Origin of the sequence: Listeria sp. SHR_NRA_18, from assembly GCF_003856515.1 — a bacterium.
Classification (GTDB): Bacteria; Bacillota; Bacilli; order Lactobacillales; family Listeriaceae; genus Listeria_A; species Listeria_A newyorkensis.
Map to the genome: position 1 here is coordinate 1 of NZ_QPKR01000089.1, position 412 is coordinate 412.

General features: G+C 56.6%; 1 protein-coding gene. It reads left to right on the forward strand.

What is annotated here, in order from left to right; all coding sequences use genetic code 11:
- On the forward strand, positions 1-366 hold a 366-nt coding region (locus tag DUK53_RS17280; protein ID WP_143813236.1), incomplete at its 5' end, for an ATP-binding cassette domain-containing protein.
- Positions 367-412 lie beyond the last annotated feature (46 nt).

Genomic DNA, 412 nt, shown 5'->3' on the forward strand with positions numbered 1-412 from the left:
GTCAACGGGATGATCGAAAAGCTGGCAATCAAGGTCAGCGATGCGGGATTGCCCGTCACCTCTCTGAGCGGCGGCAATCAGCAGAAGGTGGTGCTGGGCAAGGCGCTGTTGACTGACCCGCAGGTGGTGTTTCTTGACGAACCGACACGCGGGATCGATGTAGGAGCGAAAACCGACGTTTATCACCTGATCGGGGCTATGGCGCGCCAGGGGCTGGCGGTGATGTTTTCGTCCTCTGAACTGGATGAGGTGATGTCACTGGCCGATCGGGTGATGGTCATGGCCGATGGCAAGCTCACGGCCGATCTTCCCCGTGAACAGGCCGACCGAGAACTACTGATCCGTGCCTCAACCCCTCATGCTTAAGGATAACAAGATGCAAACCAAATACCGGTTGTACATGTATTTGCTG